Origin of the sequence: Sphingobacterium gobiense (genome assembly GCF_002980575.1) — a bacterium.
Classification (GTDB): domain Bacteria; phylum Bacteroidota; class Bacteroidia; order Sphingobacteriales; family Sphingobacteriaceae; genus Sphingobacterium; species Sphingobacterium gobiense.
Window position 1 is genome coordinate 169,751 of the sequence record NZ_PVBS01000005.1, and the last position, 26,616, is coordinate 196,366.

25 protein-coding genes and 1 tRNA gene are annotated in these 26,616 nt (G+C 40.5%); 13 read left to right on the forward strand and 13 right to left on the reverse strand.

The features are described 5' to 3' along the window. Position 1: 1 nt before the first annotated feature. Complete coding sequence (locus tag C5749_RS18340) at positions 2-1,318, reverse strand: DNA recombination protein RmuC (RefSeq protein WP_105727665.1); 1,317 nt, start codon at positions 1,316-1,318, stop codon at positions 2-4. Positions 1,319-1,328: 10 nt separating this feature from the next. Next, complete coding sequence (locus C5749_RS18345) at positions 1,329-2,516, reverse strand: formimidoylglutamase (RefSeq protein WP_105727666.1); 1,188 nt, start codon at positions 2,514-2,516, stop codon at positions 1,329-1,331. Between the two features lie 198 nt (positions 2,517-2,714). Between C5749_RS18345 and C5749_RS18350 the strand changes: the two genes are divergently transcribed. Further along, a complete protein-coding gene (locus tag C5749_RS18350) occupies positions 2,715-3,683 on the forward strand; it encodes an SDR family NAD(P)-dependent oxidoreductase (RefSeq protein ID WP_105727667.1) in 969 nt (322 codons plus the stop codon). A gap of 86 nt (positions 3,684-3,769) precedes the next feature. After that, complete coding sequence (locus C5749_RS18355) at positions 3,770-5,065, forward strand: HAD-IB family phosphatase (RefSeq protein WP_105727668.1); 1,296 nt, start codon at positions 3,770-3,772, stop codon at positions 5,063-5,065. A 30-nt stretch (positions 5,066-5,095) separates the two neighbouring features. Here C5749_RS18355 and C5749_RS18360 read toward each other — a convergent pair whose 3' ends face one another. From C5749_RS18360 to C5749_RS18390, 7 genes are all read right to left on the reverse strand, one after another. Next, complete coding sequence (locus tag C5749_RS18360) at positions 5,096-5,671, reverse strand: 5-formyltetrahydrofolate cyclo-ligase (RefSeq protein WP_105727669.1); 576 nt, start codon at positions 5,669-5,671, stop codon at positions 5,096-5,098. Positions 5,672-5,743: 72 nt separating this feature from the next. Continuing rightward, positions 5,744-6,304: an elongation factor P gene (efp, locus tag C5749_RS18365; protein ID WP_105727670.1), complete on the reverse strand. Its 561-nt coding sequence runs from the start codon at positions 6,302-6,304 to the stop codon at positions 5,744-5,746. A gap of 47 nt (positions 6,305-6,351) precedes the next feature. Continuing rightward, positions 6,352-6,996 (reverse strand): ABC transporter ATP-binding protein, encoded by a 645-nt coding sequence (locus C5749_RS18370; protein ID WP_105727671.1) that lies wholly within the window; start codon positions 6,994-6,996, stop codon positions 6,352-6,354. Positions 6,997-7,009: 13 nt separating this feature from the next. Then, complete coding sequence (gene lpxA / locus C5749_RS18375) at positions 7,010-7,807, reverse strand: acyl-ACP--UDP-N-acetylglucosamine O-acyltransferase (RefSeq protein WP_105727672.1); 798 nt, start codon at positions 7,805-7,807, stop codon at positions 7,010-7,012. Between the two features lies 1 nt (position 7,808). Next, on the reverse strand, positions 7,809-9,206 hold the full coding sequence (locus C5749_RS18380; RefSeq protein ID WP_181151522.1) for a bifunctional UDP-3-O-[3-hydroxymyristoyl] N-acetylglucosamine deacetylase/3-hydroxyacyl-ACP dehydratase: 1,398 nt from the start codon (positions 9,204-9,206) through the stop codon (positions 7,809-7,811). A gap of 23 nt (positions 9,207-9,229) precedes the next feature. Continuing rightward, positions 9,230-10,273, reverse strand: a complete 1,044-nt coding sequence (lpxD, locus tag C5749_RS18385; protein WP_105727674.1) for a UDP-3-O-(3-hydroxymyristoyl)glucosamine N-acyltransferase — start codon at positions 10,271-10,273, stop codon at positions 9,230-9,232. Positions 10,274-10,297: 24 nt separating this feature from the next. Next, positions 10,298-11,560 carry an HD domain-containing protein gene (locus C5749_RS18390; RefSeq protein ID WP_105727675.1) on the reverse strand — a complete coding sequence of 421 codons (1,263 nt, stop codon included), beginning with the start codon at positions 11,558-11,560 and terminating at the stop codon, positions 10,298-10,300. Between the two features lie 342 nt (positions 11,561-11,902). Here C5749_RS18390 and porX point away from each other — a divergent pair, with 342 nt between their 5' ends. The 6 genes from porX (at position 11,903) to C5749_RS18420 (ending at position 17,273) form a co-directional block, all read left to right on the forward strand. Continuing rightward, complete coding sequence (porX, locus tag C5749_RS18395; protein WP_105727756.1) at positions 11,903-13,456, forward strand: T9SS response regulator signal transducer PorX; 1,554 nt, start codon at positions 11,903-11,905, stop codon at positions 13,454-13,456. 34 nt (positions 13,457-13,490) lie between these two features. After that, the gene (tsaE, locus tag C5749_RS18400) at positions 13,491-13,904 is read left to right on the forward strand and encodes a tRNA (adenosine(37)-N6)-threonylcarbamoyltransferase complex ATPase subunit type 1 TsaE (protein ID WP_105727676.1); all 414 of its coding nucleotides are present in this window, start codon (positions 13,491-13,493) and stop codon (positions 13,902-13,904) included. Positions 13,905-13,967: 63 nt separating this feature from the next. Then, complete coding sequence (locus tag C5749_RS18405) at positions 13,968-14,519, forward strand: RNA polymerase sigma factor (protein WP_105727757.1); 552 nt, start codon at positions 13,968-13,970, stop codon at positions 14,517-14,519. Further along, the gene (locus C5749_RS18410; protein ID WP_105727677.1) at positions 14,509-15,273 is read left to right on the forward strand and encodes a hypothetical protein; all 765 of its coding nucleotides are present in this window, start codon (positions 14,509-14,511) and stop codon (positions 15,271-15,273) included. The genes C5749_RS18405 and C5749_RS18410 overlap by 11 nt, the downstream gene beginning before the upstream one ends. Positions 15,274-15,364: 91 nt before the next feature. Further along, on the forward strand, positions 15,365-16,153 hold the full coding sequence (locus C5749_RS18415; protein ID WP_105727758.1) for an outer membrane beta-barrel protein: 789 nt from the start codon (positions 15,365-15,367) through the stop codon (positions 16,151-16,153). 73 nt (positions 16,154-16,226) lie between these two features. After that, positions 16,227-17,273, forward strand: coding sequence for an ABC transporter ATP-binding protein (locus C5749_RS18420; RefSeq protein WP_245893844.1), 1,047 nt, complete (start codon positions 16,227-16,229; stop codon positions 17,271-17,273). 20 nt (positions 17,274-17,293) lie between these two features. Here the strand turns inward: C5749_RS18420 and C5749_RS18425 are convergent, their stop codons facing one another. Further along, positions 17,294-18,136 (reverse strand): alpha/beta hydrolase, encoded by an 843-nt coding sequence (locus tag C5749_RS18425; RefSeq protein WP_105727678.1) that lies wholly within the window; start codon positions 18,134-18,136, stop codon positions 17,294-17,296. Positions 18,137-18,140: 4 nt separating this feature from the next. Further along, positions 18,141-19,352, reverse strand: a complete 1,212-nt coding sequence (locus C5749_RS18430) for an alanine dehydrogenase (RefSeq protein ID WP_105727679.1) — start codon at positions 19,350-19,352, stop codon at positions 18,141-18,143. A gap of 118 nt (positions 19,353-19,470) precedes the next feature. On the opposite strand from C5749_RS18430, the gene C5749_RS18435 reads away from it, so the two are divergent. The 5 genes from C5749_RS18435 (at position 19,471) to C5749_RS18455 (ending at position 23,752) form a co-directional block, all read left to right on the forward strand. Then, complete coding sequence (locus C5749_RS18435) at positions 19,471-21,396, forward strand: polysaccharide biosynthesis protein (protein WP_105727680.1); 1,926 nt, start codon at positions 19,471-19,473, stop codon at positions 21,394-21,396. A 145-nt stretch (positions 21,397-21,541) separates the two neighbouring features. Continuing rightward, positions 21,542-22,213, forward strand: a complete 672-nt coding sequence (locus C5749_RS18440; RefSeq protein ID WP_105727681.1) for a tetratricopeptide repeat protein — start codon at positions 21,542-21,544, stop codon at positions 22,211-22,213. Between the two features lie 69 nt (positions 22,214-22,282). Continuing rightward, on the forward strand, positions 22,283-22,771 hold the full coding sequence (gene ribH / locus C5749_RS18445) for a 6,7-dimethyl-8-ribityllumazine synthase (RefSeq protein ID WP_105727682.1): 489 nt from the start codon (positions 22,283-22,285) through the stop codon (positions 22,769-22,771). Between the two features lie 38 nt (positions 22,772-22,809). Next, on the forward strand, positions 22,810-23,535 hold the full coding sequence (locus tag C5749_RS18450) for a hypothetical protein (protein ID WP_105727683.1): 726 nt from the start codon (positions 22,810-22,812) through the stop codon (positions 23,533-23,535). A 145-nt stretch (positions 23,536-23,680) separates the two neighbouring features. Then, positions 23,681-23,752 (forward strand) — tRNA-Glu (locus tag C5749_RS18455). Positions 23,753-23,866: 114 nt separating this feature from the next. On the opposite strand, the gene C5749_RS18460 is transcribed toward C5749_RS18455, so the two are convergent. Continuing rightward, on the reverse strand, positions 23,867-24,718 hold the full coding sequence (locus C5749_RS18460) for a universal stress protein (protein ID WP_105727684.1): 852 nt from the start codon (positions 24,716-24,718) through the stop codon (positions 23,867-23,869). Between the two features lie 90 nt (positions 24,719-24,808). Then, the gene (locus C5749_RS18465; RefSeq protein WP_105727685.1) at positions 24,809-26,257 is read right to left on the reverse strand and encodes an alanine/glycine:cation symporter family protein; all 1,449 of its coding nucleotides are present in this window, start codon (positions 26,255-26,257) and stop codon (positions 24,809-24,811) included. Between the last annotated feature and the right edge of the window lie 359 nt (positions 26,258-26,616).

The window sequence follows — 26,616 nt, forward strand, 5'->3', positions numbered from 1 at the left end:
TCTATTCCAAATATCTTGAGTCAATTTGCTTATTCGCTTTTGCACCGAGCTGCTTTAGATTTTCTACTTTTTTTATTACGTTTCCAGTACCCGATGACAACTTTCGCATTGCTTCTTGATGTTTTTCGGATGCACGCTGCAGATGGGTCTCTAATTGTTGCATATCGTTTAAAAAGCCTACAAACTTATCGTATAGTAAGCCGGCTTCTTTCGCAATTTCCAGTACATTTCGATTTTGGCGTTCCTGTACCCATACACTTGCAATCGTTCGCAAGGTTGCCAACAGCGTTGATGGCCCTACGATAACGACACGTCTATCCCAAGCGTTGGAAAACAGATCCGGCTTTTCCCGAATAGCAACACTCAGCGCAGACTCTATCGGCATAAACAATAAGACAAAATCTGGAGAATGAATACCATAGAGATCGTGGTAATTCTTTGCTGATAACTGCCGAATATGCGATTCGATGGACTGTACATGTTGTCGTAAGTATTGAACTTGTTCTACTTCATCATCCTCATTCACCCAACGTTCGTAGGCCGTCAACGATACTTTAGAATCGATAACCAGATGTTTATCATCCGGCAGTAAGATAATAGCGTCCGGGATTTTCCGGCTATTGTCTTCATCAAAAACAGCTTGCAGTCTGTATTCTTGATCTTTTACCAAACCCGAACGTTCCAACACGCGTTCCAAGATAATTTCGCCCCAATACCCTTGTTTTTTACTATCGCCTTTCAACGCCCTGGTCAGATTATTTGCTTCGTTTTTAATCAGCATACTCTGTTGCATCAACTGCTCCACTACACCTTTCAACACATTACGTTCCGCGGCTTCTTGCTGGTATGTACGTTCTACTTTCTCCTCAAACGTCTTGATTTTTTCTTTTAACGGTGTGAGTATCTGGTCCAGTTGTTGTTGATTGACAGTTGTAAATTTTTGCGTCTTTTCTTCGAGAATCGCATTTGCCATTTGCTGAAACTCCAAATGAAACTGCTTGCGTAATTGTTGCATTTCTTCCTGCTGGGCCTGGTATTTTTCTTGCTGTGCCTGCAGATATGCATTGGTGCTTTCGAGGGTTCGCTCTACGGCAGCTCGCTCCCGTCGTTCTGTTTCAAGTGTTTGCTCGACAAGCTCTTTTCCTTGAACCAATAACCGCTCTCTTTCTTGCACTTTAGTCAATTCTATCACGGCGGCTGACTTCTCCCGTTCGACTTGCTGCAACACATTTCTTGGTATCTTTTTTGCCTGCAGCCAAATAAGCCCAATAGTGATACCGAACAGGACAACAATGATAAGCAGTAACAAGATATCCATAAATCCTTCTTTATTGTAGTTTTTGGTGCGTTCTCCACCATAAATCTGGCATGTCGCCGCTTACCGCTTGCTGGTAATCTTCGTAACGACATGGCACCCAATAATACCGCTCGTTTACAGATCTCGATCCAAAATAAGGCACTTGCATCCACCAACGATCGGATTTCTTACTCTTAACAAAAACCAATTCGTAGTCATCATTTTCTAGCGTCGTGCGATAAATTATATAAGCCGATTTCGGTATAACCGGTGTATCATTTTTACGACTGTAAAATCCATCAACAAAACACCATATCATTTGGGCGACCAAACTACCTGTATGTCCCATGGGATCGAAGGTCGGATTATATTCATAAAATCCAATAGACGAACACTTATCCGACATTCCTGCATAACGTGCCAATTGACAAGCTTCGTCTCCATATAACCCGTTCGGATTTGCGTTGGCGTTGCCTGGCGCTTCCGAAGCACGTATTGCACCGATATCAAAACTAACCATATCCGCAGCACGAATCAACGGCTCTGCTTGATCGAGCTTACCGGCCATTATCCCAATACGCATGGTACTAAAAAATAGTTTATCATACATATTGATAGATTCCTTACTTACTAAATAGGTTTGATAGGCCAGGTTACTTAGATTGAATAGGTAATCCGGCTGATGCAATATAATATGATTGAGATAGGTATTGGAATTTAACGGGGGGCTCTCTACTTGATCTTGGTCCAGGTCAAATCGGGCGTCAATAATCGCTATTTCCACGCGTTGTTCCAATCCTTCGTAACCCGTATATTGGGCATAGGTCAGGTCCTGCCCTCCACCTATTATAACAGGTAAAATATCCTGCTTCACCAATTCCTCTACCACGGTTCTCAATGCAATGTACGTATCCTGTACCGTCGCACCTGCTCGGATATTCCCTAAATCGGCGATACGCATATCATAGTCGCCTTGATAGAGATTATAGAAATGCTTTCGCACGGCGTCAGGCGATTTCTTCACGCCACGATTGTTAACAGATGCCCGCTCCTCCTCTACGCCCACTAAAGCTACATGTGGCTTTCGTTCTGCGTGTTCTAAATCAGGGAAAGAAGTTTCATAAACCTGTATGATTTTCCCGAATTGCGAGTTATAAAAATCGTTGCCAGCACAAAAGTCCCGCGCTACGATAGGTGTAAAAAAATCAGCTAAAGACATTTTAACAAAGTAAAAGGTAAAACCCCGAAAGGCTCATTGATACCTCAAAAGTAAACAAAACATCAATAAAGTAAGCAGTCAAAAGCGAAAGTTTCCGCAAATTGTGAAAAGAAAATAAATACCCGTTTCTTATACTTGCAAACCCAATATCAATAGGTTATCTTTGAGCGAAACAATTTCAACGACAATTCAAGATAGGTGATATTAGTAACCGGAGGAACAGGCTTTTTGGGATCTACATTGATCAAGTTTTTAATCGATGAGGGAAATGCCGTTCTAGCGATTAAGCGTGAACAGTCGGAAGTCCCCGAGACATTGCGATCTTCTTCCTTAGTGGAATGGTTGCATGCTGATATCACAGACTATTTTGCTTTAGCGGATGTTTTTGCTGGCGTGACCCAAGTATACCATTGTGCCGCTAAAATATCCTATCAAAAAGAGGATTGGGCAAGTATGTTACACACCAATATCGAAGGCACCAAACACATCGTCAATCTTTGTTTGGAGCACGGCGCTCGCCTGGTGCACGTAAGTTCCATCGCTGCTTTAGGCTCTCCGAAAATGGGCGAGTTGATTTCTGAACAGAGCAAATGGGATGATGGTGCAGACCATTCGAAATATGCGCTTTCTAAATATGAAAGTGAAATGGAGGTATGGCGTGGCATCATGGAAGGGTTGGACGGCGTTATCGTCAATCCATCCGTTATTATGGGCGTAGGTTCTGGCAAAAAAGGTTCAGGAGCAATCTTTAACTTGATTCAAAAAGGAATTAAAGTGTATCCTCCAGGAACAGTAGGTATTGTAGACGTGGAAGATGTTGCCAAAATCATGATCCTATTAATGAGCAACCGCGATATCAGAAGTGAACGCTTTGTACTCAATAGCGAGAACATCACCAATAAAAATTTATTGGAACGCGTAGCTGACGTATTAGGTAAACCGGCTCCAACCATTAAGGCCAGACCTTTTATGCTTAGCATCGCCTGGAGGGTGGCCAAGGTTATCGCCTTATTCAAAGGAGGGCGGCCGACCTTGACACGTGAAACTGCGAAAGCTTCGGCTTCTCATTTAGCTTATTCAAACAAGAAAGTGACCGACACCACAGGATACTGTTTTAAACCGGTTGATTTAACTTTGAAAGAAATGAGTAGGAATTTTAACAATTAATTAAGATGAAACCTGCGTAAATTACCATAGAACAAAATATGAATAATTTGTGCAAGCTCCATTGCCATAAAAAATAAATCACTCTAATGAAAAATTATTACATCATTGATTTCGATAGCACTTTTACGCAAGTCGAAGCTTTGGATGAATTAGCAAGAATATCCTTAGAAAACCATCCCGACAGAGACAAAATCTATCAGCAGATAGAGGACTACACCAACCTCGCCATGGAAGGGAAGATTTCCTTTAGAGAGAGTTTAACGGGACGTGTTCAACTCCTAAGCGCAAATAAAAGTCATTTGGATAAACTGGTAACCCAACTGAAAAAAAAGGTGTCCCGATCGTTTGGTCGAAATAAAGAATTTTTCAAAAAGCATAAAGACACCGCATTGATTGTTTCGGGTGGATTTAAGGAGTTCATTACGCCGGTTGTAACCCCCTACTACATTCAGAACGAAAATATATATGCTAATACTTTTAAATTTGATAAAGATGGTAACATTATCGGTTATGACGAAAGTAATCCTCTTTCTGATGAAGGTGGCAAAGTCAAATTGCTGAATGAGCTTAAATTGGACGGCAGAATATTCGGCATTGGTGATGGTTATTCGGATTTCCAGCTAAAAGAGTCTGGTCTCATCGAGAAGTTTTTCGCATTTACAGAAAATATCGCCCGCAAGAGTGTTACAGACAGAGCTGACCACATCACGCCTAGCTTCGACGAGTTCCTATATGTCAACGATCTACCTCGCGCCATTTCATATCCTAAAAACCGAATTTTATGTCTTATCGTGGGCAACATACCAGATATTGCTGTGCATATCTTAAAAACAGATGGTTTCTCTGTCCGGGTAAAAGATACCTTTGAAGATAAATATACCAAAGACGTTGGTATGCTTTTATTGGCCGAAGGTACACGCGTTGATGACGAACAGCTATCCCAAGCTGACAAATTAAAAACGATTGGATACCTTGGTGATGTAAAAGGATATGTAAATAAAAAAATATGCACGGAAAAAGGAATCGTCATTTTTGATGATAAAAAACAAAAAAAGCATAACGCGGGATTTATCCCACGACGTATGGCAGACTTCATTAACAATGGAGATACCTATATGAGTCGAAATTTCCCCAATCTGATGCTACCCCGACTTATCCAAGCACATCGACTTTTACACATCCATAAAAATGTGCCCGGTGTCATGGCGCAGATAAATAACGTATATGCAGAAAACGACATCAATATTATTTCACAATTTTTGATGACAAAAGGGGAAATTGGCTATGCGGTTACGGATATTCATACAGCGTATGATCGAACTGTTTTAAAGCAATTAAAGCAAATCGACAATACCATTAAATTTAGGATACTATACAAGTAGAGACACAGGCTTTTGTACCCCTTTACTTGCTTAACCGACAAATTGGACCTTCCCTTTTGGGGTGACCACCATATCCAAAGGGACATCCAATGGATTTATGTCGTCAATTTTTTCGATGGGTTCGAAGAGCGAAACACCTATTTTTCGACAATCGGCGCGACATTTTGATAAAAAGCGATCGTAGAACCCCTTACCATACCCTATCCTATTACCAGCTTTGTCTACAATTAATAAGGGCACTAGTACTACATCTAGTAATGTCTCGCTCACTTGTTCTCCATCAATAGGCTCTACAATACCCCAAGCATTTTCCTTTAACACGACATCTTCTGTTAGTAGAAAATGTTTCATGGAATAATCTCTAGGTTCGGAACGACTAACAACAATATGTATACGGGGATAATACACGCGAATATTCGTGATAAATGACCACATATCCGGCTCATTTTGCTCCGTAATAGGCAAAAACGTATGGATGTAATGTACCCCACGCCAGTCAACTTGCAAGAGTTCGTTCAATATCGAGATATTAAATGATCCAATTTCTTCCTCCGTTAAGAGGGAACGCCGTCGTTTGTAATCTCTACGTAACTCTGCTTTTGTCATACTCGATTAACAAAAAACGGCCTTGTGCCTTAAAGGCTAACAAGACCGCATAATCAACCTAAACCTAATGTTCTATTTTACACGCTCGATATAATCTCCCGTACGTGTGTCCACTTTCACTTTATCCCCCTGATTGATAAACAAAGGCACACGGATCTCAACTCCTGTTTCCACCGTTGCATTTTTTAGTGCATTTGTGGATGTGTCACCTTTTACAGCAGGCTCCGTATACGTGATCTCCAACTCTACAGATGCCGGTAAGTTTGCCATAATCGGCTCATCGCTTTCAAAAGCAACCAACACGTTCATCCCCTCTTTCAAAAATCGCGCTGCATCTCCAAACAATGCTTTTGGGATATTGAATTGCTCGTATGTATTGTTATCCATAACGATGAAGAAATCGGCGTCATCATATAAATATTGATAATCGCTTGTCTCTACACGAGCAATCTCAACCTCTTCGTCCGTTCTAAAACGGTATTCTACCAACTTACCCGTACGCACATTACGCATCCTCGCTTGATAAAATGCACGTAAATTTCCTGGTGTCCGGTGAATATATTCCTCCACAGTGACCAACTCTCCATTAAAACGAAGTATATTCCCTGATTTTACTTCAGATGCTTTTGACATAACAATCTATTTGGTTTTGTGTAGCAAAAATACAAAATCTCCGCTTCTTATAAAAACGATAATTTCTTCTCTTTAAAAGAAATCATATTTATTTGCTCGTCACAAAAATCGTATTCTTTTTCTTGATTAGAACCTATAATTAGTATACGAGCTGTTCCAATCGTACGTTCAATCAAAGATAGATACCATTCTTCTCCTTCTACATCCAGATTACTCATAGGCTCGTCAAGCAGTACAATACCACTATCGGCACAACAGGCCAATGCGAGCTTAACCCGTTGCTTCATTCCGGAAGAGAAAAAACGAATTTCTTTATCTAAGGCTTTTTCTAAATGTAACGTTCTAACGACTTCGTCTAAATCAAACCCCGGTAGGTAGCCTTTGAATTTGAAATGAAACACAATCAACTCCTTTAATGTCAATTCTTCTATCAACTCCATATAGGGAGCAGCTAGGGTCAACTGTTGGTATATATTTTCCGGTGAGATAGATTGAGCATCTATACTTTCGTAGGCAATTTTTCCTTCACTCGGCGCAAGGCTTCCAGATATCACTTTCAACAATGTTGATTTTCCGGAGCCATTTGGTCCCAGTACTGCATATTTCTTTCCACATGAAAAGGTATAGTCAATATGGCGGAAAATCCACTCGCTGTTATACCGTCTGCCTAAATCGTGTAAAGTTATATTCAATAAGTCCTTATTTTTAAAGTGTGGAAGTTCTTCCCTGATTAAAACCCTTAATTACACCTCGATTAGAATTGCGTACAAAGGAAAGGATCTCATCACGTAACTCTGTAGGTGTAAACTCTGCTTCTACTAAGTCTAACGCTTTCGTCAGATTGCGGTGCTGGACGAACAATACCCGATAAATATCCTGAATTTCTGTAATCTCTTCGGTGCTAAATCCTCTGCGACGTAACCCGACAGAATTAATACCCGCATAAGCAATAGGCTCCCGGGCAGCTTTGATAAATGGCGGCACATCTTTTCTCACTAGCGTTCCGCCGGTTACAAATGCATGTGATCCAATTTTACAGAATTGATGTACAGCAACCATTCCCGCGAGAACAACATAATCTCCAACAGTGATATGCCCTGCCAGCGTACTGGAATTGGAGAAGATACAGTTATTCCCCACAAAACAGTCGTGGGCAATGTGACTATAGGCTTGAATAAGACAATTTTCCCCAATTACTGTTTTGTACCTATCTTTTGTACCCCGATTAATGGTTACACATTCCCGAATTGTAGTATTGTCTCCAATCTCTGCCGTCGTAATCTCGCCTTCAAATTTCAAATCTTGTGGTTCACCCGAAATAACGGATCCGGGGAAAATACGACAGTTTCTTCCAATACGAGCACCATTCATGATGGTAACGTTGGACCCTATCCAAGTGCCCTCTCCAATTTCTACATCCCTATGTACGGTAGAGAATGGCTCTACCACTACGTTTTGCGCTATTTTAGCTTCGGGATGTATGTATGATAACGGTTGTATCATGTTAATTACCTTTTACTTTTACAATTTGAGCCATAAGCTCAGCCTCACTCACTACTTTGTCACCTACCATGCCTACGCCCTTCATTCTGGCAATTCCCCGACGAATAGGTTCTAGCAACTCACAACTGAAAATAATCGTATCACCAGGAGTCACCTGATTCTTAAAACGAGCATTTTCTATTTTTAGGAACAGTGTAAGCCAATTTTCTGGATCGGGAACCGTATTTAACACTAAAATCCCACCTGTTTGTGCCATGGCCTCGATTTGCAATACCCCCGGGAATACTGGTGCTTCAGGAAAATGTCCCATAAAAATATCTTCGTTCATCGTGACATTTTTTAATCCTACAACGTGCGTTTCTGACAGCTCCAAAATTTTATCGACCATCAACATAGGTTGACGATGCGGTAATATTTTCATAATTTGTACCGTATCATAAACCGGTGCCATATTCGGATCGTAAACTTTTAGATTCTTACGATTCTTGTCTTTCTTGATTTCTGCTTTTATTTTCTTAGCGAAAGCCGCATTTGCAGTATGTCCCGGACGGGCAGCCATGATATGCCCTTTCAACGGACGTCCGACTAAAGCCAAGTCGCCAATCATATCCAGCAATTTATGCCGTGCAGGTTCATTTTGGTAGCGCAATTGGATATTGTTCAAAATTCCCTCATTAGCAACTTCCACTGTTTTATTAAATAATCCTGATAATTTATCCAGTTCTTCCCTACTCACCTCTTTATCGACAATAACGATAGCATTGGATAGATCTCCTCCTTTGATTAAGTTATGGTTGACCAAGCTCTCTAATTCGTGCAAAAAACAGAATGTTCTCGAACCAGAAATTTCATTTTTAAATTCCGTGATATTACTGATAGAAGCATGTTGACTACCCAATACAGGTGAATTAAAATCAATCATACAAGTCAGGCGATAGCCATCCAACGGCATCGCTATAATTTCAACTTTTCTATCTTTCTCTACATAAACAATATTATCCTGGATTTCATAATAGTCTCTATCCGCTTCTTGATCTACCAAGCCCGTTTCTACTAACTTCTCTACAAAAATTCTGGAACTACCGTCCAAAATAGGAACTTCCGGACCATCTATTTCAATGAGAACGTTATCTACCTGAAGTCCCACCAACGCTGCCATCAAGTGTTCGATGGTGCTGATCGATGCCCCATTTTGGGAAATGGTCGTACCACGCGATGTATCGGATACATTATCTGCATCTACAGCTACGATAGGCTCTCCATCCAGATCGATTCTTTTAAATTTATACCAATGGAACTCTGGGGCAGGCTTAATGGTCATGTTTACAGCTTTGCCTGTATGTAGTCCAATTCCTGAAATGGAAATTTCAGATTGTATCGTCCTCTGTTTTACATTCATATCTAACATTCTATTTAGGAAATTTATCGATTTTCGTTATAGAGTTCTTTAAGACGAGCTTCCAATTCCGCAACACGTTGTTCTAGTGCAGGCAATTTGCTATAAATGACGTGCGAACGTAGGTTACTGTTATAGGGCATGGCCGGCGAACCACCCCATTTCTTATTTTCTTGGCCTATAGATCTATTAACCCCTGATTGGGCTTGAATTTGTGATCCCGTTGCTACTTGAATATGTCCCACTACGCCCACTTGTCCACCCAAGACGACGTGCTCTCCAATCTTCGTGCTTCCAGAAATGCCTGTTTGTGCGGCTGCTACGGTATTGGCGCCGATTTCTACATTATGGGCTATTTGTATGAGGTTATCTAATTTCACCCCTTTTCGAATGATTGTAGAACCAAGTGTTGCTCGGTCAATTACCGTATTAGCGCCAATCTCCACATGATCTTCAATGACTACGTTTCCAATTTGGGGCACTTTACTATAAGTACCGTCTTTTTGCGGAGCAAAACCAAATCCATCACTGCCTACAATTACACCGCTATGAAGTACCACGTTGTTTCCAATTTTACTATCGTGATAAATTCTAACGCCCGGATAAACTATCGTATTATTTCCAATAATAACGCCGTCTCCGATGTATACTTGGGGATATATCTTCACCTGATCGCCAATGACGACATCTCGTCCGACATAAGAAAAAGCACCGAAATATAAATCTTGCCCTATACTTGCCGATTCGTGGATGAAAGAAGGCTCTTCAATCCCACTGCGTTCGTTACGCAACTGATCATAAACACGCAAAAGTTCGGAAAAAGCGGAATATGCGTCTTTAACACGAATTAAACTAATGTTGACAGGTTTAGTCAACTGCAGGTCCTCATTAATGATAACAACGGACGCATTTGTCTCATAAAGGAAATGTTCGTATTTTGGGTTTGACAGAAAAGCTAATGCCCCCTCTTCACCCTCTTCAATCTTAGCCAGCTGATTTACAAGAACATCAGGATTTCCTTCAACGTATCCGTTCAATAATGTTGCTATTTGATTTGCAGTAAATTGCATCTTACAAATGTATACTTTTTCTTACTATTTTTTTGAGAAATTATTCCCCTCATCCAGCGGGTGTCCTATTTCTTTTGGATAGGAAATGGCAAACTTAACCACGCGCTTTGCCAACGCCTCTATATTCGAAACATCCGAGGCTTCCGTAATATCCTGAACATAGCCACGGTTGTTTATGATTTTAATTGTATTATGCTGTGTATCGTAAGCACTGTTTTGGATCACTTGCGTATACACGAAGTAATCAACTTCGCTTTCTTCCAAATCGAAATAATTTTTCACTTTTTCGCGTATCATATCCACATCTGTTTGTAAAAACGGCGTATTTCTGAGTTCTGTACGTGGAAGATCTCTGTCCATCAATTTTCGACACAGTGTACGTAATATTTTGTCTTCATCATATACCCATTCTTTCAAAGCTGACATGATATCGGTATCGTCTAAACGGGTAAACCACGCTAAATGACGAATATCCGCTAAGAAATTTTGATGGTTAATTTTATTTTTCAAAAAATGGCCTAAGGCCGTTGTGGCAAATAGGACGTGCCCTTGTGCCGCCAGTTCTTTAGCACGATAAAGAATCTTAATAAGCATTTGTTCTGCGCTGACAACCGTTTTATGCAGATAAACTTGCCAATACATAAGACGACGAGCAATTAAGAATTTTTCGATAGAATAAATTCCTTTTGCTTCCACGACCAACTCGCCCTCCTCCACATTCAGCATCGTTATAATACGATCAAAAGAAATAACGCCTTCCGACACTCCCGTAAAAAAGCTATCGCGGTTTAAATAATCCATACGGTCCATATCCAATTGGCTGGACACTAATTGATGAAAAAACTTTCTAGGATAATGATCGTTAAAAATGGTAATCGCTAAGGATAGCCTCCCTTCGAACTCTTCGTTCAGTTTATCCATCAACAGGGACGAAAGCATTTCATGAGAAACACCCTCAATAAGTGTATGTTCTAACGAATGTGAAAAAGGCCCGTGACCTATATCGTGCAGCAATATCGCGATCAGCACGGCTTCTTCCTCCTCATAGCTAATAGACACATCTTTGTTACGAAGTGTATCAATTGCCGACGACATGAGATGCATAGCGCCAATGGCGTGTTGAAAACGCGTGTGAAGTGCTCCTGGATACACCAAATGCGTCATGCTAACTTGCTTGATAAACCGCAGCCTTTGCAAGTATGGATGTTGAATAAGATCGAAAATAAAAGCCGACGGAATAGAAACAAATCCGTAGACAGGGTCGTTAATTATCTTTTTCTTATTCAACTTTACGCTATGATGTTAATTATTATCTTTAAATTTCATCCATCTATTTTCTTTTCAATGGCTGATGAGAGCTAGAACAAATTCATTTCATATGCTTATAATTATATTGTATATAAAAATGAATTTGTCTATGTTTGAGACACGAACGAGCGCTTTTCAACAAACAACTACATCGTAGTCGCAAAAGAGTTCAAAGGTAGTCATATATGAGGACAAACTCTTTCTATTTCAACATAGCAGTTCATCTCTCTTTCTTTTTCCCTCGGTGCTTAATCGCCTTCGGATGTCTAAATTAAGCGCAAAGATAAGGAGAATGAAGTTAATTAATGTTAAAAATACATGATACAAAAAATACATATACTGTGGGCTGATGATGAAATTGAGTTTTTAAGGCCACACATCCTATTATTGGAAGAGAGAGGTTATCGCGTGAAAACCGTTAATAACGGTAACGATGCGGTGGATGCTTTTCAAAACGAGCCCTTTGACCTTGTTTTTCTAGATGAGAATATGCCTGGTAAAACGGGACTGGAAACACTTGTCATATTAAAAACCATTAATCCAACCATCCCTACGGTACTAGTAACGAAGAACGAAGAGGAACATCTGATGGAGGACGCGATTGGTTCCAAAATAGACGATTATCTAATTAAACCTGTCAATCCCAAACAAATCCTCTTGACCATAAAAAAATTCACCGAGAATAAACGACTGGTCAGTGAAAAGACTTCTATGGCTTATCAACAGGAATTCCGGAATCTTGGGATGACCATCAATGATGACCTAAATTATAAACAGTGGGTAGAGGCTTATCGTAAACTTATTTATTGGGAACTTTCTTTGCAGAAGCTGGAAGATGCAGGTATGCACGAAATTCTCACGATGCAAAAATCTGACGCCAACACACTGTTTTCCAAGTTTATAGAAAAAAATTATTTAAACTGGATACAAAACAAGGAAGAAGGCCCAATTCAATCACATCATGTGTTTAAAAACAAAGTATTCCCCCATCTAGACAAGGAACGACCTACTTTTTTCTTCTTAATTGATAACTTGCGGTACGATCAATGGAAAGTGATCAACGAAGTCATAACAGACTATTATCGGTTGGAGGAAGAAGATGCCTACTATAGCATCTTACCAACGGCCACTCAGTACGCAAGAAATGCGATCTTCAGCGGTTTAACACCCTTGGAAATGGAAAAAAGATTTCCCGATTTTTGGCAAAACGATGATGATGAGGGAGGTAAAAACTTATATGAAGATAAATTCTTAGCAGATCAAATCAATCGCATCTATCGTCGGGATTTAAGACATTCCTATCACAAAATAATCACATTAAGCCAAGGAAGAGATATTGTTGAGTCGATGAATAACCTAATGCAATACGATTTAAACGTCTTAGTTTACAACTTTGTCGATATGCTGTCGCACGCCCGCACAGATATGGCTATGATTCGGGAATTGGCAAATGACGAAAGGGCCTATCGTTCATTAACGCTATCCTGGTTTGAGCATTCTCCACTGTTGGACGCTTTAAAATGGCTCGCACAGCGAAATGTACGCGTTATCGTCACGACCGACCATGGCACTATACGGGTTAAAAAACCGAGTAAGATTATTGGCGACAGAAATACAAATACGAACTTGCGGTACAAGCAAGGGAGAAATTTGAATTATAAAAACAAAGAAGTGTTTGTAATCAAAAACCCACATGACGCACAACTTCCTAAACTTCATGTGAGCTCAACATTTGTGTTTGCCAAAGATGATTATTTCTTTGTCTACCCTAATAACTATAATCATTTTGTTAACTACTATAACGAAACGTTTCAACACGGGGGTGTCTCTTTAGAAGAGATGATCATTCCATACGCGGTTTACACACCTAAATAATAGCTTCATCACCTTTAAAGAACAATTTAGTAAGATGACAATTGTCGTGAATAATCTTCAAGAACTGGACATTGCTGCTCAACAGATACTGTCCGATTTCCCAAATGACAGGATTTTTTTGCTTTATGGCAACATGGGGGCGGGTAAGACAACACTAGTCAATTCCTTTTGCAGGGCGCTAGGCGTGACTGATAACACGAGTAGTCCCACATTTTCAATTGTCAATGAATACAATTCATCCCATGGCCCGATATATCATTTTGATTTTTATCGCTTAAAGCGTGAAGAAGAAGCGCTGGATATGGGGTACGAGGAGTATTTTTATACAGATGCTTATTGCTTTGTAGAATGGCCGGAAAAAATCCCCAATCTCCTTCCGGAAGGATCCCGCCAGATAACGCTTGCCGTTTCGTCAACGAATAACACGAGAAAGATCATAATAAAATAAATTTCTTTTTCGTGCAACCTTTGTACAATTATCATCGTCTTGTTATTAAAGACTAATCTGAAATTGGATAACGCGAACTTAGATACCTTATGGAATGCCTGTCTAGCGGGAAACCGCAAGGCGCAGTTTCAATTGTATCAAATGTTATCCGCTCGGATGTTTGGGGTGTGTCTACGTTATGCACAGTATGAGTCGGAAGCAGAGGAAATTCTCCAGGCTGGATTCATTAAGGTATTCACAAAAGGACAGCTATTTGACAATAAGGGTTCATTAGAGGGGTGGATTCGTAAAATCATGGTCAACACGGCCATTGAATTACACCGGAACAAGAGCAAACATGGTTTTGAACCACTTACGTTCGATTATCCAGTGGCCGATAGTCGCTCTGGAAGCGACGAAAACCTGCAGTATAAAGATTTGTTGGCTATGGTGACAACACTTCCATTAGGTTACCGAACAGTCTTTAACCTCTACGTGATCGAGGGCTACTCGCATAAAGAAATTGCCCAAATGCTATCCATTAGTGAGGGCAGTTCCAAATCACAACTGTCCAGGGCGCGACAATGGCTTAAAGAGAAATTGATGAAAATTGAAAATATCGGTTATGAACGATAAAGATTTAGACAAACTATTTCAGGAGCACCTGGAACATCATACTGCTCCTCCAAGAAACGACATTTGGCATCAAATCGAAAACCGGTTAGATCAACAAAAGGTTGTCCCCGTCAGAAGACTGAATTGGGTAAGTTATGCCGCAATAGCCGTTGGATGTCTTGGCTTGATTGCATTATTATATAATATTATGCCATTTACAACGACAGAGGATATATCAATTATAACCCAAAAGGAGGTACCGATGGCAGCGAAAAATACTAAGCGAGAATCCTCCAACTCAGTTCAGTCGGTTATCCCTGTTAAAAAAGGACACGCGAAGCGATCCGAACAAGAAGTAGCAAAAAAGGACGAGTTTGTGCAAAAGGCTTCCATATCCGAGAAAAAAAAACCTGCTAACGAGCGTCTACCTCTAACGGAAGAACCGCGTGTGGAACTCGTGGGATTAGAACCAGCTGGTGTTTCACTACCGCTCACAGCTGATCTTGATATAGATGACAAAGTACCACAGAAGTACGCTATCAGTGTCCCGCCTGTCGCTCCGTTGATTGATAGTCCGGAAACAGAAGAAAGCATGTTAGCTTCTACTCGAAAAAAACCGACCGAAGGTATAGTACCTGGCATCTTGAACAAAATATCAGATGCATTAAACCCCACTGATAATACAAGCGTTCAATTCAGTAAAGATGACGAAGGATTTCTTCGGCTCGATATAGTCAATAGCTTAGTGAAAAACCGTAATAAAAAAAGAAGATAATCTATTATGAAACCATCATGGCTTATTCAAACCAGACAGCGGGATGAATAACCCTGATAGCTTCATCACCATTGAAAGAAAATTTATACAGATGAAAAAGAACTTATTATTTACAGGATTAGTCGGCATAGCGTTACTTATCTCCGCACAACATTCTTTTGCACAAGAAGACGAAGGCAGTGATACCCTCGCCAGAAAAATCGACCTCGAACCAACTTTGGGAAAAAAAGATTATGATGACCGTGGCAAGGTGATCAAATATCCGCGTGTATTTGGCGGGCTTACTTTTACGCGGATAGATTGGGGATTCTCCCGCCTGATGGACGATGGAAGTTTTACATTAGGAGAGGAAAATCAGTTTTTAAAATACAAGAAGGCATCTAATTTTGGGTTTGACGTTGCGCAATTCGGTGTTCGTTTTAACGACGCTTTCAAAATGTATGTATCCGCAGGCTTTGAGTGGAATTATCTCAGGCTAAAAAATGATATTATTCTAAATACGGACGCAACCCCATTGGCTTATAGCCCGTCCGATATTACTTATAAAAAGAACATATTTACGTCGACCTACCTTCGCACGCCACTAAGCTTCGAATGGCGAGGAGGTAGAAACCATCACGGCCACCGACCCAAAATCGCTTTTGGTGCAATGACGGGCATTCTGCTCAAAGGAACACAACGATTCAAAAGCGAAGAACAGGGTAAGCAAAAGTTCAGGGACAACTACAATTTGGCAAGTTTTCAATATGGGGTGTTCGCACGGGTAGGATTTGGATCACTAGGTGTTTTCACTAAATACTACATGAATGATATGTTCGAGAATAGCCCGAACCAAGAAAACTTAAATAATTTCACATTTGGGCTGACATTAGGGTTCTAAAGGAATGGAAGCGAGGAACCGTCTTTGTTCGTAAAATATGTTACTTTTGTACCATACAAGGTAATTATTCTCTATGGTGCAGCAAACCTCTTCTTGTCAATATATTCCTACCGATCAACAAAAAACGGGAATACCCCTTATCTACGGCGAACATCTTTCTCACACCTTCCATGCGAAGCAGAATGTTGTAGCGGTTGATAAGGTTGATTTCGGTATCGCTGAGGGAAAGATCACAGCGATTATCGGAGAATCAGGAAGTGGTAAAAGCACGTTGTTAAAACTTATATACGGTCTATTAGAGCCTTCTTCAGGGGAAGTTCGCTATCGCGGCTGGTTAGTTCCCACCCGAAAAGACAAACTTATCCCAGGGCATGATGCTATGAAATTAGTATCACAGGGATTTGATGATCTCAATCTGTATGCAAAAGTCTGGGATAACATCGCGTCCCAGTTGCCCAACACCAATCTTTCGCTGAAAGAGTCCAAGACACGTGAAACACTAGACAGACTAAATATTCTTCATCTTGGCCAACAACGGGTGGCCGATTTGAGTGGCGGAGAAAAACAACGGGTGGCTATTGCGCGTGCTTTGGTGAACGAGCCGGAAGTGCTACTCATGGATGAACCCTTCAACCAAGTAGACGCCGCATTTCGAGATGCATTACAACAAGATATTCGACTGATCGTAGAAGAAACGGGCATTACGGTACTTTTGGTTTCCCATGATCCTACCGAGGTTCTTGCCATGGCCGATGAATTAATCGTCATGAAAAATGCGAAAATAATGGAGCAAGGGTCCCCGACAAGGCTTTATTACGAACCGACCCATAGCTACACGGCACAACTTCTTGCAAAAAGCAATATATTATCCTCCGACCAAGCCGCTCTCCTGGGAATTTCATCACACCATACTATTGGGATTCATCAGGAGGATGTCGCTTTTGAAGAACATACACAAGGGGAGTTTCAAGTAAAAGATATACGTTTCCGTGGCTTCTACAAAGAATTGGTGTTAAATAACAGACAGCTTGCTTTGCATGCCATTTTACACCCGTTATCCAATATCGCCATCGGCAGTAACGTAGTAGTTACTATTAAAAAATATATTACGTTTTATTAAAACCTCGGTGTACCCGGCTCTTATTTTAAATCCTCTAACCACGTAAACATGGCTTCTGACCATTTTTTAGCATCGGTTCTATTATGCAAGCCAAAACCATGCCCACCGGTCTTATAGACGAATATTTCATTGATAACACCTTCCCTATCCAGTGCTTCTTGGTAACGCAAGGCGTTGGCGATGAGCACCGTTTTATCGTCTTCGGCGTGCACTAAAAAAGTAGGAGGTGTGTTCTTTGACACCTGTTTTTCCAAAGAAAAATACACAGAATCTTCTGTTTCGGGATGTTCTCCTATCAAATTTTTCTTGGATCCCTTATGCGTAATCTCATCATCCATCGAAATAACGGGATAAATCAATACGGAAAAATCAGGTGCTAAATTAATAGCATGCTTATTCTCAATTTTCACATCATCAAAATGATTTGACAGTGATGAAGCCAAGTGGCCTCCGGCTGAAAAGCCTATTACACCGACCTTGTCAAAGTCATAATGTTCTCTAATACATTGCATACTGCGTTGGGCATCCTGTAAAGGCCCTATCTTTCGTACCTTCATATACTCATCTTTAGGTAAGCGGTAATACAGCACGAATGCACTGTAACCCTGCTCATTAAACGCCTTAGCTATTTCATGTCCTTCGTGGTTAATCGCCACATGGGAATATCCACCTCCAGGAATCACCAATACAGCCTGTTTTGCACTAGGCAACTCGTATTTATACAAAACAGGAACATTCTCCGCTCCCAAAGCTTCAGCTGATTTTGTTGCGTTCGGGATTATGGAATACAATGCAACTTTTTCCTGCGCTAACGTATAATAATTTAATAACACCACAAATAGTAAAGAATAAATAAACCTCATTTTTCTATTGATTAGCTACGATAATTAAATCCAGATCTTTCGAGGGCAAATTAAACTTTTCGGCAATGTCTTTGTTTGTCAACATCCCCTGATAGAGATAGACTGCACTGCGAATACATTTATCAGACCATATCATATTATTCATACCCCCGCATTCTCCAATCTGTAGGAGCAGGGGTGTCATAATGTTTGTGAGCGCGTAGGTCGCCGTACGAGCCACACGCGATGCAATATTAGGGACACAATAATGTATCACGTCGTATTTCCGGAATACGGGTTGGTCAAGGGTAGTCACTTCGGACGTTTCGAAACATCCACCTTGATCGATGCTGACGTCAATGAGCACAGAATTTGGTTTCATTTTGGAAACGGTGTCTTCCGAGATGATACAAGGAGAACGACCGTTCTTCGAGCGCACAGCTCCAATAACAACATCACAAGATCTAATTGCTTTATTTAATACAATCGGTTGTATAACCGAGGTAAAAACGCGGCTTCCTACATTATTTTGTAGTCTGCGTAATCGGTATACAGAACTATCAAATACTTTAACCTGTGCTCCGAGAGCGATAGCGGCACGAGCGGCGTATTCACCTACCGTACCTGCACCAATAATCACCATTTCTGTAGGAGGAACACCCGTAATACCCCCTAGCATCAGCCCCTTTCCATCAAAAATATTACTAAGATACTCTGCTGCAATAAGCACGGAAGTTGCACCCACAATTTCACTCATGGCACGTACAACGGTCAAATGCCCACCCTCATCTTGCAAGTATTCATAGGAGATCGCTGTGATTTGCTTGCGCATTAAGCCCTGTAACACAGACAACTTCATTAGCGAGGGCTGATGGGAGGACAGCAAGACCTGCTTATTTCTCATCATGTTCACCTCCTCTAAGGTTGGGCTCGCGATTTTAATTACGATATCGCATTGAAACACCTCTTGTTTATCACGGCTAATCCGCGCACCTTGTTCGCTATAATGGGTGTCTAGAAAGTTTGAAGCATCGCCAGCCCCCGACTCAATAATTACCTCGTGACCGTATTCAATGAGCAAAGCAACAGATAATGGTGTTAGGGGTATCCGCTTTTCCTGTAATGATATTTCTTTCGGCACCCCAATTTTTAATGTGTGCCGACTTTTACCCACACTTGCCAATGCTTCTTTCGGTTGAAATATCGCCTTGTGGGCAATTTTTGACATATCGTTCATGCTACAATCATATCTGTTTTTAAACTAGTGAATTTAGAGATTATTCTTGATATTTGGGGAATCAGATTCATAAATCCTTTTTTTTTTATACTTTTACAATCTATGTAAAAATATGTCAATGCAAAAGTTTCCTGTTTTTAATCAAATTGGCATTGTTCCGAGATGGACTATTTTTATTTTTGACTTAGCTATTGCAGCTATAGCCTTTGTATTCGCTTACGGCTTATTCCAGTCGTTCAATATACAGGCGTATGCCCAATCACGTTTTGCGGTCGAATTGATTTACTGTTTAGGTATTACCTCTTTTTCCTTCCTGATTTTCAAACTCTATTCGGGCATTGTCCGCTATACCAGTGCCGTTGATTCCATCCGCATATTATCTACGTTGCTTTTTAACGTCATTATTCTGTTCGCTATTAAGTTGGTTATGATTGCTTGCAACGTTCCGACACTTATTCCCGTTAATGTCATCATCGTATATAGCCTGTTTGCGTTTACCGGCTTAACAACCTATCGAACATTAATTAAAATATTTTTTCAATATAATAAAACTAAGTCTTCGGATAAAAAAAATGTGGTTGTATATGGTGCCGGTGATTTAGGCATAGCAGTAAAACGTACCTTTGACCATGACCTCAAGTCCAACAAATACATCGTTGCCTATCTCGATGATGACGAAACTAAGATCGACAAATATATTGACGGTATTAAAATTTTCAGTTCAAAGGATCTTGGCGGTTTGATCGATCGATTGGCTATCGATGAATTAATTTTTGCCTCGCACAGAATCAGTACAGAAAAAAAGAATCAGGTTATTGATATTTGCCTAGAGCAAAAGATAAATGTGCTTACCCTCCCCCCAGTTAGCGAAATCATCAACGGCACCGTTTCGCCCACACAAATCACGAAAGTTAAAATCGAAGATTTATTGGAACGAGCTCCTATAAAACTGAACAACGGAACACTTTTAGAACAATTAAGAGGGAAACGTATCTTGGTAACAGGTGCCGCAGGTTCTATCGGAAGTGAAATTGCTAAACAACTGGGATATTTCGAACCGCAACTTATTATCTTATGCGATCAAGCAGAATCCCCTTTACATAACCTACATTTAGACCTACAGGAGCGGTTTAAAGGCCAGGCCTATCAAGCTTTCATTGCGGATGTGAAAAATGAGGGACGAATGCGGACACTGTTTGAAACATTTAAACCTCAATATGTTTATCATGCGGCAGCATACAAGCACGTACCCATGATGGAAAACCATCCTATTGAAGGTATACGGACGAATGTGTTCGGTACATTTACTTTAGCAAATCTTGCAATCGAGTTTGACGTATCGAAATTTGTTTTTGTTTCTACTGATAAAGCTGTCAACCCTACTAATGTCATGGGGGCGACCAAGCGTATTGCCGAAATGTACGTGCAGTCCTTAAACAACAATTTGGCCGTAAGTCGTCCAAATGCAAAGACCCGATTTATAACGACACGCTTTGGGAATGTTCTGGGATCAAATGGCTCCGTTATTCCACGTTTTCGAGAGCAAATCGAAAAGGGGGGACCACTTACAGTGACGCATCCGGAGATCACACGCTATTTCATGACCATTCCCGAAGCGTGTCAATTAGTTATCGAAGCAGGATCCATGGGGAATGGAGGAGAGATATTCGTATTTGACATGGGAAAATCAGTCAAGATAGTTGATCTTGCCGAAAAAATGATCAAACTTTCAGGCTTTATTCCTTACCAAGATATCGATATTAAGTTTACAGGACTACGTCCGGGTGAAAAATTATACGAGGAATTGCTTAACGATCTTGAAAACACCCTCCCTACTCATCACCAAAAAATTATGATTGCAAAGGTCCGAGAAAATAATTTTTCATTGGTCAGCGAACAACTCAATCGTCTCTTTGAGGCCGCTATAACAGACAATAACGTGGAGGCTGTTCGTCAGATGAAAGCTATCGTTCCCGAATTTAAGAGTCAAAACTCAATCTATGAGCAGCTCGACGGTAACATTTCACCTACCACCACCGGATAGACAACAAAATGTTTACTAAATTTATACTTGAAAAGCATAGATTAACGTGAATATCCACTATTGTCAGTAAAATACCACAGAAAACTTGTAATAAAATTTTAAAAGTGTAATTTTGCGTTCCATATTTATTATACGATAACAACAAATGTCAAATAAAAACGTAAATCAAACTGAACCTAAAAAACCTTCAGGTTCATTTTTTCAGGATAATCAAAAAAGTATTGCTTTCATTGTTGGTGGTATCATTCTTTTGATTTTACTGTACCTAGGTTATCAGCGATTGTACCTAGCTCCTCGCGCCGAAAAGGCAGCAAATCAACTATATAAAGCAGAAGAATATGCTGCAATTGACTCCCTACAAGCCAAAGCTATTGAAGGAGACGGTTCATTTTTAGGTTTTAAGGAAATCGCAGAAGAATATTCCAATACGAAATCTGCTAATATTGCAAATGCTTATCTAGGTGGATTGTACCTACGTCAAGGAAATTTTCAGGAGGCAATAAAACATCTTCAAAAATATTCGGATACAGGAAGCGATATTTTAGATCCATTGGTTACGGGATTAATTGGAGATGCATATTCAGAATCTAAAGATTACAAAAGTGCGGCTAATCACTACAAAAAAGCGGCGCAGAAAAGCAAAAACACCTATACAACTCCCTTATTCCTTAAAAAATTAGGTTTAGTATACGAAGCGTTAGAAGATTTCAAAAACGCGGAACAGGCTTATCAATCAATCAAATCCGACTATCCAAATAGTCCCGAAGCGAACATGATTGATGGCCTTATAGCACGTACTCAGGCAAAACAACAATAAGAAATAGCTCATTAGAGGATATAGGCTGCTTATTTTTTGTAAGCAGCCTTTTTTATTTATCTTTGCCCTATGTCTAGTAGCATGAAGAATTTGTCAGACTTCTCACATATTGAAGTTGGCAACGCGAAGGGTTTGAAATTTGCAGTCGTCGTTTCCCAATGGAATGCCCAAGTTACGGGATCCTTGTTAGATGGCGCCCTGCAAGGTTTACAGCAGCACGGAACTGTAGAAAATGATATTGATATTATCCATGTTCCCGGTAGTTATGAATTGATTTCCGGAGCTGATATAGCACTTCGTAATAAATCGTTTGATGCAATTATATGTCTTGGTTGCGTCATTCAAGGTGAAACAAGGCATTTTGACTTTATATGTGACGCCGTAGGAAACGGTATCGCAAACGTTGCTATCAAACATAATAAACCAGTTATTTTCGGCGTATTAACAACAGATAATATAGAACAGGCTCTGGATCGGGCTGGAGGAAAACATGGTAACAAGGGAGAAGAAGCTGCCGTTACAGCAATCCAAATGGCACTCATCAGTAAACAATACTAGTGGTTGTTGCATTATCCTTAAATAGGAAGGAATCAACTATGAAAACATTCCTAATAGCAATTATTATCGGGGTACTTTCCTTTTCTCATGTCATTATATCGGCACAGGAGGAGCAGGAAGTGAGCAAGGTCCTATTGAAAGGAATCGGTGGAAAGAACAAGTGGGACAGTACAAACTATATTCTCTTTACGGTAAATGGAAACGACGCAAAATACTTTCAAGATGCACGAAAGTTTATCATCAATACGAAGTCGGGACAAGCACGTTTCGAAGGCAAAACTAACGACGGAAATAACATTGTATCCCTGTTCAACTTTAAAACAGGTAAACTAGCTAAGTTTTTTATCAACGGCAAAGAAGTAACACAGACGGGCTCCGAAACAAACGAGCATTTTACCAAAATTAACGAGCAGTTCATAAGGGACTATACTTTTCTTTTTCTGCCTGTGTTGATCGAGCAACCCGAAACAAAAACAGGGAAGATATCTACTAAGATTTTTAATGCAGAAAAGCTAAATTCGCTTTCCTTTCAATTAAAAGGAGGTGTATCAGGCGAGGTATTATTTAGTGGTGAAACGGGATGGATTAAACAATTTGTCAATAAAGAAGGCCACACGTATCTTGTAAACGGCTACAAGGATATAGGTGGCGGGTTATTCCTGCCTACCAGTTTTAAGAACCTAAAGAATAATGAAAAGAGTGTAATATTTTCCACCGTAGCGGCATTTACGGAAATGGAAGAGTCGAGGTTTTCAACATTGTAATCTTCCACTATTTCTCGTGGGAAATGGCTTTTATAACGTCCAAGCGTAATTATTATCTTATTTTCTCCATCTGAAAACTATTTTTTCAATTTTATTTTGTACAATAAATAATCATTTCTATATTTGCACACCGAAACACAAAAACGGCCCGTTCGTCTAGGGGTTAGGACGCAAGATTTTCATTCTTGAAACAGGGGTTCGATTCCCCTACGGGCTACAGACAACAAAGTCAAAGCACAAACGAAAAAACGCTGTAAACAAGAGTCTACAGCGTTTTTTCGTTTGTGCCAATTCACTACTATTTTATTCACTAAATCGCTTCAAGCAATCATTACTCCGTATCTTCAGACGTTAACAAAACGGGTGTTTGAGGGTTAAGAACAATGGTCCTTGCTAAGCTTTTGTGTAACAGTTTCTTGAAAAAACTTCTTGCGTCGACAAGTGTAACGAGGGTCATGTCAGCATTCAGCTGTTTGAGGATGTCGTTTACGGCATCCACATTTTCGGGTACGTGAGCGAGTTCCGTGGACAGATTATCCAAAGGCGTCTCGTTCTCCAATACCGCTTTCCATTCTTCTAAACGCTGTCGGTCGCTTTCTGCCGGCTCATCTTCCGACTCATGGATATGAACCAAGGTACAGGATGGTCGCATATGGCCAAACAAGGAATTAAAGCTAGTAAGACTCTTGACATCCCCCTGCTGATAGTCACTGAAGAACACAACGTGCTCCAATTTGAAAGCATTTTTTGTATGCTCCGGGACGATCAATAACGGACGGGACACATCCTTCGCTACGTCATAGGTATTATTACCCAACAGGTCCTGCCTTCTGCCAGATTCTCCTTGGGCGCCCATAATTACCAGCTGAACGCTGTTTTCCGCAATATAATCATTGACGGCGTCCAGTAGGCTGCTTTTTTTGACGGCGCTCGAGGCCACTTGTATCTCCGAAACATTATTCAGCTTGCCCATAAACTCGGCAAGTCCGTCTTCTGCCCGTAGTTTCGCCTGCTGCTCGTCCGTCTCATTGGCTCCCGAGGTCTGGAAGGCTGACGTGAACGACTGGTAGACGTGAAGGATATAGACGTCTGTCCCCATTTGCTGGGCAAGTTCTATGGCATAACGTGCAGCTGTTAGCGAATTGTTTGAAAAGTCTGTGGGTACCAAAATGGTTTGCTTCATATCTGTTTTTTTTTACCGCCTCGTATATTACACCAACGGGCTATTCCACCAAAAATACAAAGCCTTGATGGTTTTGGCAAGTAGAGAACGTTATTCAGGAAAGGATTTACTTTTTTGATTCCAGAAATCCATATTACGAAAATTGTATTTTGAATTGTTGAATACAGGATCTTTTCCCTCACTTATCTGTCCGTTGTAGTCTTTTAGCAATATCAATACTCTGTTGTGCAAGAAAATAATGGCAATGACATTGAGCCATGCCATGATGCCGACACCAATATCCCCCAATATCCATGCGGATTCTGCCGTGGATATACAGCCTATATATACCGATAAGAGAATAAGAAGACGCAATGTCCATATTAATAGCTTGTTTTTGCTCGCCCCCATTACAAAACTTACATTGGTTTCAGCAATATAATAATAGGCCATGATTGTGGTAAAGGCAAAAAAGAAAAGAGCAATCGCTACAAAACTATCTCCTAACAGTGGGAAGTGTTTCGCGACGGCATGCTGCGTATATTCCGGTCCAGCCTGTATAGACTCGTGAAGGTTCTGAACAAGAAAACCTCCCTCAGGATCGGTTACGTTGTACTGCCCAGTAAACAGTATCATGAATGCCGTTGCCGTACATACAAATAAAGTGTCTACATATACAGAAAACCCTTGTACCAGTCCTTGTTTAATGGGATGGCTTACCGCCGCTGCTGAAGCCGCATGGGGCGCTGTACCCTGCCCGGCTTCGTTGCTATAGATACCACGCTTTACTCCCCATGATATCGCCATTCCGATGATGCCACCAAAGACAGACTCCGTGTTAAAGGCCGCATCGAATATCATGGCAATAACGGCCGGTATTTGTTGAAAATTGAGCGTCATGATAACGATCGCCATCAAGATATACGCTCCAGCCATAAACGGTACAACATATTCTGCCACCCGGCTTATACGTTTGACACCGCCAATAATAATAAAGGCAAGAAGTGACACCAATACTACTGCGATAACGTGGTGAGAAATCCCAAAAGAGGAATGGACAGCTAACGAAATACTATTGCTCTGAACACTTGGTAATAAAAAACCGGTACTGATAATGGTAACAACCGCAAATGTCCATGCAAAGACTTTAGAGTTTAATCCTTTCAAAATATAAAATGCTGGCCCACCTCGATACTGCCCATCCTTTACCTCCTTGTACATTTGCCCGAGGGAGGCTTCAATGATGGCGGAAGAACTACCAAGAAACGCAATCACCCACATCCAAAACACTGCTCCTGGACCGCCCATACCGATGGCGGTAGCGACACCTGCTATATTACCTGTTCCAACACGTCCCGATATTGCGAGGGAAAAAGCTTGAAATGAAGATATACCTCGGCTTGAGTTACTACCTGCAAAAAGAAGTTTTATCATGTGTTTGAGATAACGTACTTGGGGAAACCGAAAACGCAAAGTAAAATAGATCCCTGTAAACAGGCAGAGGTATACAAGGGCGTCGCTCCAGACAATATTATAAATTTGGTTTATGAACTGCTGCATCCAGTGATGTTAAAGTTTAAGAGCCCTAAGGTAGAAAAAAATACACACTAAAAACAAATTATAGAATTTACCTATCTTTTTTCTATAACTTATATCTTCTGTTTATACACAATTAATATCCGACTATTTATCGCGGCAGATATGATTTTTTTTTTACCTTTATCCCGAACCGCTTGCATTACATGTGATTTAAGGTTAGGAATGTGGTGGGTACAAGATGAACTTACCGAAGGCGTTTTTGTCATTCTTAAAATATATAGAATCAACTTGAGCGTTGCTCGGTTTTTTATCTCCACCAATCTATGGACATTCTTCCGACCTGATTCCCAGGCGCTGATGCAATCACATTTTACGAAGAG

Coding starts and splice junctions, on each gene's coding strand:
- C5749_RS18340 (WP_105727665.1), bottom strand. CDS start 1,318: ATGGATATCTTGTTACTGCTTATCATTGTTGTCCTGTTCGGTATCACT.
- C5749_RS18435 (WP_105727680.1), top strand. CDS start 19,471: ATGCAAAAGTTTCCTGTTTTTAATCAAATTGGCATTGTTCCGAGATGG.
- C5749_RS18425 (WP_105727678.1), bottom strand. CDS start 18,136: ATGAGGTTTATTTATTCTTTACTATTTGTGGTGTTATTAAATTATTAT.
- C5749_RS18345 (WP_105727666.1), bottom strand. CDS start 2,516: ATGTCTTTAGCTGATTTTTTTACACCTATCGTAGCGCGGGACTTTTGT.
- C5749_RS18415 (WP_105727758.1), top strand. CDS start 15,365: ATGAAAAAGAACTTATTATTTACAGGATTAGTCGGCATAGCGTTACTT.
- efp (WP_105727670.1), bottom strand. CDS start 6,304: ATGTCAAAAGCATCTGAAGTAAAATCAGGGAATATACTTCGTTTTAAT.
- ribH (WP_105727682.1), top strand. CDS start 22,283: ATGTCTAGTAGCATGAAGAATTTGTCAGACTTCTCACATATTGAAGTT.
- lpxA (WP_105727672.1), bottom strand. CDS start 7,807: ATGATACAACCGTTATCATACATACATCCCGAAGCTAAAATAGCGCAA.
- tsaE (WP_105727676.1), top strand. CDS start 13,491: ATGACAATTGTCGTGAATAATCTTCAAGAACTGGACATTGCTGCTCAA.
- C5749_RS18450 (WP_105727683.1), top strand. CDS start 22,810: ATGAAAACATTCCTAATAGCAATTATTATCGGGGTACTTTCCTTTTCT.
- C5749_RS18410 (WP_105727677.1), top strand. CDS start 14,509: ATGAACGATAAAGATTTAGACAAACTATTTCAGGAGCACCTGGAACAT.
- C5749_RS18440 (WP_105727681.1), top strand. CDS start 21,542: ATGTCAAATAAAAACGTAAATCAAACTGAACCTAAAAAACCTTCAGGT.
- C5749_RS18355 (WP_105727668.1), top strand. CDS start 3,770: ATGAAAAATTATTACATCATTGATTTCGATAGCACTTTTACGCAAGTC.
- C5749_RS18380 (WP_181151522.1), bottom strand. CDS start 9,206: ATGAATGTAAAACAGAGGACGATACAATCTGAAATTTCCATTTCAGGA.
- C5749_RS18465 (WP_105727685.1), bottom strand. CDS start 26,257: ATGCAGCAGTTCATAAACCAAATTTATAATATTGTCTGGAGCGACGCC.
- C5749_RS18430 (WP_105727679.1), bottom strand. CDS start 19,352: ATGAACGATATGTCAAAAATTGCCCACAAGGCGATATTTCAACCGAAA.
- C5749_RS18460 (WP_105727684.1), bottom strand. CDS start 24,718: ATGAAGCAAACCATTTTGGTACCCACAGACTTTTCAAACAATTCGCTA.
- C5749_RS18420 (WP_245893844.1), top strand. CDS start 16,227: ATGGTGCAGCAAACCTCTTCTTGTCAATATATTCCTACCGATCAACAA.
- lpxD (WP_105727674.1), bottom strand. CDS start 10,273: ATGCAATTTACTGCAAATCAAATAGCAACATTATTGAACGGATACGTT.
- C5749_RS18360 (WP_105727669.1), bottom strand. CDS start 5,671: ATGACAAAAGCAGAGTTACGTAGAGATTACAAACGACGGCGTTCCCTC.